The organism is Ruegeria sp. AK4 (assembly GCF_056541025.1).
Window position 1 is genome coordinate 1 of record NZ_JBQFXS010000045.1, and the last position, 8,757, is coordinate 8,757.

Genomic DNA, 8,757 nt, shown 5'->3' on the forward strand with positions numbered 1-8,757 from the left:
AATTCACGCCCGGACTCCATCCGTTTCAGCAGTTTGTTCAACTAGCAGGATAACCAACCCACCTGCGCCATCTCCCCAGCCTTCAATGAAAATTGCGACAGAACCCGATAGGACACCGTGTACCACAGATAGAAGTAAACAGCGTACAAAACTGCATCCTTAGGGAAATGACAGCCCTTTAACGAGATCATGCTCAAATAACCTGTTCGAAAATTATTCGACCAGTACAAACCTCAGTTCACTCAGGCTCGTCAACTAACCCCAGAGTTTGCGACACATCCACTAACAATCAATTTGGACCAGTCAGATGAGGCTGCTCAGTGCCTCAGCGGGCAGATTGAGACGCGCCACTCTCTTCCATCGACGCCTCCGTTAGTAAAGCCCGGGGCCTAAGTGTTGCAGGATTGCGGACTTTCACCCAAATGCACGACGTGTTCGAAAGCCAGATATATTTTTGCGTCCGTCAACTCTCCTTCTTGGAAGACGAGCTTAACGTGATTAATGCGACGCAATAGCACGCTGATACCACTATTTTTTCTGAGCATTGCCTCAATCACCAGGTGAAGTGGCCAGTTTTCAACATTCTCGAGAACGCTGAGCTTGCCGGGCCAATTACACAACGATTGATAGGCGTTGTCAGTGCAGAGATTTCTTGCGGAAAGTATGTCAAAAATAGCTTGAGAAGCGGACTCATTTTCGGGTCGGCATTCGAGGCCGATCCTCGATCCGACGGCATCATCGATATCGACTGCAAGGACCGTGCTACCACCCAAGTCGTAAGCTTTCTCAAACAGAGCGCGACATTCGGGTCGCACGGTCCCATGTTGAGCAATCCAATCCCATGCACTTTCTGAATTCAGCCCGGCAACGTTAAGCCTCAAAGCACTCTGCGGCCTTGATAGCATCACGCCTACATAGTTGGGCATAGCCTGAAGTGGAAGTGTCTGCAGCCAGCGGTCTAAAGGCTCGACAGAGCCAGGTTTCAATCGCTCAAGCGCGCGCGCCGCTCCGGTACTTTCTGCCGTACATGGTTGTACCGGCGAAGCTTTGAGATGAAGGAAGACTGATGGCAGCGGCAACACGTCGGTCTCGCTGTCCAAATCGAACTCAAGCCACGCCGACTTGGTGTCGGACTCAGAGAGATTTTCCTCGCACCACCAATCGACGAAGCTGCAAAAACGATCCCATCGCTCCGAGCCGTCGGACGTGAAGTATTTTGGAAGCAGACCCCTGTCGACCTCGGAGTCGGTGATGCCGATTGAAAGATCGACTAGAGCCGCTTCAGCCAACCGACATTCGAACAGTACACGCGGAATAGGAGGCAGATGTTTAGCCAGTCGCAGCAGGCTGGACCTGGCGCGAGGCGTAGAAAGATTGTCGGTCAGGTGCGGAAGCTGCAATGACAGTACCTCTGAGAGGTCGAACCTTTCGGGCAAAGTCATATCGTTTCGAACCACCGCCACGCGCCACTAGCGCCAATGAAGGGCAATTTGCGACTTGCTCTCAGTCAGCATTCTTATCTGGAGAGTCAGCGTAATGTGTTGACGCTTCATTTGCGTATTGGGCAGCTGACGAAGCCGCGTAGTGCGGGCTGCTGTCCGGGCCAGGAGAGTATGCCGGATGCTGGGAATAGGAGGCCTCTGGTTCGGCGGAATATGCTGCTTGAGCGGGATCACCGTAGTCAATCTCATCCTGAGGGAGGCCTTTCTGATCAAGCATGTCGGAGTATGCCTTGACGATTTCCGGGCCAGTAAAATCAAGATCACGTGCTCTGCCAAGGTCCGCGACTTTCGTTGCCGCGCCGTCACGGATCGCCTTTGCTAATTCTCCCCGCAGTTGATCATCGGTCTTCAGTCGTTCAATAAACTGTTTAGCATCTGTTGCCGACATTGGTCTTTTACCTCTAAAAAATACTCCTCAGACTATGCGGTTAACATACTGCGAGCAGAGAAATTTTGCAACAAATGTGATGGTTTCGCCGATTCAGATGCCAGCCAGCGCAAGGCCACGAGGATTGTTGGTCGATGGACGCAACGGTGTCATAGTGGCACCAGCAGTGCGTCAGAAAGTTCACCCAACCAAGCATTCTGAGCGCGACAATAATGAGAGGAGGGCGGGAAGTGCGCGAGCAAAACGTTAGGTTCACGATCCGCAAGTTCGGCGCGGTGGGGTCCTGTATCGACGCCGGCGCATTCGCGCTCGGGCAAGACCTCTTGCGTGTTCTCGTATCGCCTGCACTGCGCAATCGTCCGGACATCGATAGTCGGACATTCGGAACTGGCAACACCTGATGACAGGAATGAACCGAAACCGAGCGTCATCGTGCATCCTCACTTCTGCGGATGACATTGCGCCATATGTAACTGACTACGGAAAAATCCGGAACTGCATTCCGGCTGCGGTAGCAATCCCGACGCGCATTCACGAGTTTCAAGACTGCCTGGAATACGCATCAACACACAACCTAAGGCTTGTTACACGCGGCGCCGCATACTCATTCCTCGGACAATCGCTCGCAGCAAATCACATGGTCGTGGACCTGGGGCGTTTGCACAGCGGAGAACGGCCGCGCCTCAGAGACGGCAATTGTGTCGAAGTCTCCGCAGGAATGAAGCTTTGGGACGTACAGGATCACCTGACCAGCACCGGGCATCGATTGCCTGTGCTGACTTCTGCCGGAAACGCCACGATCGGTGGGACGCTGTCGATCGGCGGATTAAGCGGCCGCAGCTACCGGCGAGGATTTCTAGTAAGCCACGTCCGCGAATTCACACTGATGGGAACAGATGGCAGATCCTGGAGGTGCAGCCCGGCCGAAAACCCTTTGCTCTACAAAACCGCTCTGGCTTGCCAGGGAATGCTTGGGTTCGTTTTAGATGCAACAATTACCGTCGAACCTCTTCTGCCCCGCCGTGTTAAGATGATCGCCGGGGGCATTCCGGCGCGGTATTCATACAACATCGCGCAGCGCCTGCGCGATTACGATGAAATCATGTGCCTTGAAGGGTATATCGACTGGTCTGCTGCCGAACCTATGATGCAGGTTCATTCCACGATAGAGGCGAAGACCAGCAGCGATGCGGAGCGGGCTCGGCAACGTTGGCAGGAAATCATGGCCGAGCAGAAAGTGAGTGGCTACCAGCTCGAAACCTTGGACCTTGAGGCCCCCATCGGCTTCTCGGCTTCGATCGGTGGTTGGAATAAAACGCAGGCGCTTGCAGCGGACCATACCGCGAATACCAAACACATACTGCTGCCTCTGGGATTCCTGCTGCGAGAGGCTGATGCAGCTTCGGCGCTTGCGGAGCTGGGAGAATATGCCAGATCAAACCGGCCGATGCATATCAGCAATTCTTACTTTTCGATGCTGGCGTCGATGTCGAACCAGAACCAAATTTGGGCGAAACTGGATGATGATGCGCCCTGGGTCATGGGCATTGATATGCTACTTCGCTGTCAGCGCGAAGAAATCGATTCAATGCTAAGGCAGGCCGAAGACGTTTGGTCGATCCTGCGAAGGTTCAATGTGCGCACTTACCCTTATGGAAGTATGCCAAAAGAAGGTCTGCTTCATACCCTTAAAAAAACCGGCATCGCCTCGATGCAGGAAGCGGCCCGCACGACTGACCCGTGCAATCTGTTGTTGCACCGTGACCTGGTTCCCGAGATCAATGGCGACGCCAGGAACCTGTCCGCTCTCATGCGTTAAGCCCCGAAGTTGCGACACGCACCGTTCTGAACTATTCTCAATGATGCGGCTTGGATGGAGCGAAGCATATCGCACAAAAGAATTCGATCCGAACGCGGAGGGGATAATGCCAGAAGTTGAAGCGTGGTTGGGGGGGCTCGGCCTGGGGGAGTACGCCACTGTCTTCCGCGAACAAGGCGTCGACGTTAAACTACTGCCCGAATTGACCAATGACGATCTCAAAGAACTCGGCATTCAGCGACTTGGCGACAGAAAGATCATCTTAAAAGCAATCGCGAAACTGAATGCTGAATCCGGTGTTGCGAGCAACGAGTTCGTCCATAACGCTACGGCCGCAGAACGGCGACAATTGACAGTCATGTTCTGCGATTTGGTTGGATCTGTCGCCTTGTCGACCCGGCTCGACCCCGAAGACCTTCGCGAGGTCATTCGCGCCTACCAGAAAATCTGCAGCGAGGCCGTTCGCAAATATGATGGCTTCATCGCGAACTACATGGGTGATGGCGTCCTTATCTATTTTGGCTATCCGATCGCACATGAATATGGCGCAGAACGTGCAGTACGAGCCGGTCTGGAAGTCGTTCGTTCGATTCAAAAACTGAATGACGGGTTCAAAAAACGATTCAACGTTGATCTGGCTGTACGTATCGGCCTGGCGACCGGACCGGTTGTCGTCGGAGATATAATCGGTGAAGGCGTGGCCGAGCAAACCGCGGTCGTCGGTGAGACGCCGAATTTGGCAGCACGATTGCAAGCGGTAGCGGAACCCAATCAAGTCATAGTGGCATCAGAAACTCGGGATCTGCTGGGCGAGTTGTTTGTGTACGAAAAGCTCGGAGAGCGCACTCTCAAAGGTATATCAGAGCCTGTTGCGGTTTGGCGGGTCATACGCGAACGAACCGTCGCCAGCCGCTTCGGCGCGATGCAGACGCGACGGCGAGCACCCTTTGTAGGGCGTCAGGATGAACTTAATGTCCTTCTCTCTTGTTGGGATAACACACGAAAGGGCTGCGGGCAGATCGTGCTTCTGGACGGAGAGGCCGGGATCGGTAAATCCCGCCTTTGCGAAGCGTTTGAAGATCGCCTGATGTCCGAAGGACACCAGCCAATCCGAATGCAATGTTCGCCGTTTCGCACCAACACCGCCCTTTACCCGTTGGTCGACCTGATCCGGCATTCAATCGACGCGGACGGCGAATACCGCTCGGCACTGGATTATGCCAGTCTGGCCCATCTGTTTTCTCGTTTTGCAGATGGTGACGGTCACTTTGCGCGACTAATGGCTCCGATGCTGTCCGTTCCGATTGAGGACAGCATCAGTCAACCTCAGTTGAGCCTTGCACAACGCAAGAGACAAATGATGGATGCCGCGCTTAACGTTCTGCAGTCACGGTCCGCCAAGCGGCCGATGGCCGTAATTTTTGAGGACGCGCACTGGATTGATCCGACCTCGCTGGAGATGCTCAACGCGATTGCGTCATGGCTCCAGGACATGAGAATTCTGATTGCGATTACGCATCGTCCGGGATTCAAGGCAGCATGGCCGGACAGTCGCGCCGTAACCAGCATCAAAGTGGGCCGGTTGAACCAAACTCAGATCAGGGAACTGGTCTACGGGCTGATTGATGAAAACGCGCTGCCGCAGCAACAGGTCAACTATGTATTGAACAAAACAGATGGGATTCCGCTTTTTGTCGAAGAGCTTACCCAGATGTTGCTGTCGGATTCTCGTAACCCCGAGGGCTCTCGGACAGGCAAGTCGACGCGTCATGCCCCCGAGATCCCCACGACGATTCATGATCTCTTGCTCGAGCGTCTGGATCAGTTGGGAGATGTCAGAGGTCTGGCTCAGCGGGCCGCCTGTTTTGGCCGATCCTTCTCTCGCAAACACCTTTCGATATTGACCGAAATGCCGGATGAAGGGCTCAAACCGAAGCTGGATGAGCTCAAGTCATCCGGGCTGATCGAAGAGCTTGATGAAACCAAAGGCACGTTCAAATTCAAGCATGCGCTGGTTCAGCAAGCGGCATATTCCTCTTTGTTGCGCAACCAGCGCATAGAGATACACGCGAAGATCGGATTGGCGCTTGAAGAGGAACTTGCTGACGAGGCACCTGAGATATTGGCGCATCACTTTACCGAAGCGCGCGTGTTCGACAAGGCCAGCGACTATTGGCGGACAGCCGGTAGCAGAGCCATGGGGGTTTCAGCATTTGTTGAAGCCAGCGCGTATTTGGCAAATGCGCTAGAACAGCTGAAACAAACGCCCGTATCCCCTGAACGGGATGAGGGCGAGCTTCTGCTGTTGTTGGAATTGGCGGACCCTTTGATTGCAAGCCGCGGTTATGCCGCCGAAGAGGTTTCGGAAACGTTCAATCGCGCGCGTGAGATTTGCCAAACGCTCGAGAACGTCGAGCTGTTGTTTCCGGTGCTGTGGGGTCTTGTTTCTTATTACATCGTCAAGATCGAGCTTGATGAAGCGACGGCGCTGGCCAGCCAGTTCGTGGAACTTGCGAATCTGAGCGAGATGGAAGAATTGGCTCTGACCGGCAACTATCTTGTTGGAACGACCAACCTGTGGCGAGGTGACCTCGCCGGTGCCCTGGAACCGGTCAGAACCTTTGTTGAGCAAAGCGACATGGAGACCGGTCTGGCCTTTCAAATCGCGCCGTCAGAGAACCCAATGATCGACGCGCTTTCAGCGCTGTCCTGGATCCTCTGGTTGATGGGGGATGCAGATCAGGCCGAGGCCTACAGCGAGCAGTGTCTCGAACTGGCACGATCACTCGATAATCACCATGATCTGGCGTTTGCACTTGGTTTTGCAGCCTGGTTTAGACTGTTTCGTCGCGAATATGACAAAGCGGGTGAATTGGCCACCGAACTCATCGCGTTGGCCAGCGAGCACGAACTGACATTCTGGCTGGCGGCAGCAAGGATCGTAAACGGCAACTGCCTCAGCCGTCAGGGTCAAATCAAAGAAGCAATAGACGAGATCGAGGACGCTCTCGAGATTTGGCAAGCCGCTGGGGCTCGTCTTCAAAAGCCGTCTTACCTGTTGGTGCAAGCCGAAGCTTACGTAGCCGGGGGCCAGATTGAAAAAGCGATCGCGATCGTTGATGAAGCGCTCGAAGCTGTCGCCAACGGTGAGAGACACGCAGAGGCAAACGTGCGTCGCTTCAAAGGCGAACTGCTGGAAATGAATGGCCAACCGGACGAGGCCGAGTCCTGGTACCTCGAGGCTATCGAGGTTGCGCGCAACCAAAAAGCCAAGACGCTGGAGTTGCGGGCCACGGCCAATCTAGCCCGGCTGTGGCAACGTCGCGGCAAAAATCAGATGGCTCATCAAAGGCTTGAAGACGTGTTCAAGCAATTCGATGAAGGCTTTGATACACCCGATCTCCAGGAGGCCGCGAAGCTGCTGGACGATTTGAAGACGGGGTAAACGACCAGCCATATCGCTTTTTCCGTCAGGACACGTTCCTTTGTGCAGAGTACGTTTGTTGCTGTGACGCTTACTTTGCGGTGGGGGCATCAACAGAAGGTTCTTGCATGACACCGAGACGGGTCCCCATAAATACCGACACAGCGCTGAACACGCCTTTTTGGAAAAACAGAATACAGAGGGAGCCCCCATATGCGAAAGACCCCAGCTTTTCGCCTTTGGTCACAGGAACCGGGGTGTCGCCGGGCTTGACCTCTTTCCCAAAATTGAGGGACTGCTGAATGCGACTGATCGTATTCAGGCCCACCGGAACAAGCCCGACAAGTCCGTGCTTCTCTGTATCAATCAGATAATAGGCGCGATGGAAGTCTTCGAATACGCTGAAGTCTGCAGTGCCTTGTCCGAAATTGAAATTGTCCGTGAATTCGCCTCCGTCGACTATTCCGAAATACCTGCCGGGGACCTCAACAGCCTCAATAATCTTGCCCGTCACAGGTGCATGGAAATGGTGATAGTTTTGGGGCAGCAGAACGCACGAGATCGCGGTGCCTCCCTCAAAACACGCCGCATAGGGGGATCCATTAAACAGATCAGAAACGTTGATCTGCCGCGACTTGATGTTCAATTCCTGGGTCAAAGTGAGGTCAGAAATTATGTAGTTCAGAACAGAATCGGCTGGAGCTACCGGGATAGAGTCGTCTTTCGGATCGGAAATCGGCCGCGGATCAAGACCCGAGCCTGAATTGAGCTCGCGGGTGAAAAACGCATTGAATGAATCGAAACCACCTTTCGGCACAACGAAATCTTTCATTTCATGCCCAAGCGCTTTCGTCCATTCCTCGACGTACTTTTTTGAATTGATCGAATCCATGAACGCCCCGCGCTCTTTTACAAAGCGCACCACCCAGTCGAAGATTTCCGCTTTATACTCACCTGTCGAAGCGCACCGGCTTTTGAAGGTGTTCAAAAACTCTCTGGCTGTGGGGTTGTTCAGGTAGAAATAGCTAAATGGAATGATCTTTCCCAAGCCTTCGCCCGCTATCGGTCTGGGAAGATAGGTAAACCACGTCCTGAAATATTGCCGAAAATACTCGCTGGATTGCCCTACCCAAGGGTTATCTGCCCCGCCCTCCAATTCAACATACGGATAGACATGAGCAATTGCGTTGTTATACGCCGCCTCGACTACGGGATTGGCAAAGAGCTGATCCAGCTCCTCCAACATGCCCTTCATTTTATCGGTTAAGTCCGGGTTTTTCTTTTCCAAATCTTGAAGTTCTTGAAGTTTCAAATCCATTCCTCCGTCTTAAGGTGCGCATTGCCGACAATGTCAGTGATCCACTCGAATTTATCGAAGCAGAGGTTTTGTTGCAAAGATTTGAGCCCGTTGAGTTGTTTCAGCAATCGCTTGTGAGTCAGGTGGCGAGCTCAGCGAACTGCTGAATTGGGCAGAGTCCGGGCGGGTTCTGTCGCAAACTTCGCCCCTACCTGTCAGTTCGACTGCATTTCTGTTAGGCTCTAGACCCATTAATTTGATTGCAGCCATCTCTGCTGCGTGATTCAAGCCCCTGAGTTTCAGGGGTATTTCATGAGCAATCTATTC

General features: G+C 53.5%; 5 protein-coding genes. 2 read left to right on the forward strand and 3 right to left on the reverse strand.

Translation table 11 applies throughout. The annotated features are described in order from the left end of the window. Positions 1 to 389: 389 nt before the first annotated feature. Both ACR0EZ_RS25445 and ACR0EZ_RS25450 read right to left on the reverse strand, forming a co-directional pair. Entirely contained in the window at positions 390 to 1,442 is a 1,053-nt protein-coding gene (locus ACR0EZ_RS25445) for a hypothetical protein (RefSeq protein WP_480617615.1), read from the reverse strand. Between the two features lie 61 nt (positions 1,443 to 1,503). Beyond that, on the reverse strand, positions 1,504 to 1,890 hold the full coding sequence (locus tag ACR0EZ_RS25450) for a Nif11-like leader peptide family natural product precursor (RefSeq protein WP_480617616.1): 387 nt from the start codon (positions 1,888 to 1,890) through the stop codon (positions 1,504 to 1,506). A gap of 400 nt (positions 1,891 to 2,290) precedes the next feature. Between ACR0EZ_RS25450 and ACR0EZ_RS25455 the strand changes: the two genes are divergently transcribed. Together ACR0EZ_RS25455 and ACR0EZ_RS25460 are read left to right on the forward strand one after the other, a co-directional pair. Then, positions 2,291 to 3,709 carry an FAD-binding oxidoreductase gene (locus ACR0EZ_RS25455; RefSeq protein WP_480617617.1) on the forward strand — a complete coding sequence of 473 codons (1,419 nt, stop codon included), beginning with the start codon at positions 2,291 to 2,293 and terminating at the stop codon, positions 3,707 to 3,709. Positions 3,710 to 3,815: 106 nt separating this feature from the next. After that, positions 3,816 to 7,154 (forward strand): AAA family ATPase, encoded by a 3,339-nt coding sequence (locus ACR0EZ_RS25460; RefSeq protein WP_480617618.1) that lies wholly within the window; start codon positions 3,816 to 3,818, stop codon positions 7,152 to 7,154. Positions 7,155 to 7,224: 70 nt separating this feature from the next. Here the strand turns inward: ACR0EZ_RS25460 and ACR0EZ_RS25465 are convergent, their stop codons facing one another. Further along, positions 7,225 to 8,451, reverse strand: a complete 1,227-nt coding sequence (locus ACR0EZ_RS25465; protein WP_480617619.1) for a phosphatidylserine decarboxylase — start codon at positions 8,449 to 8,451, stop codon at positions 7,225 to 7,227. Positions 8,452 to 8,757: the final 306 nt, after the last annotated feature.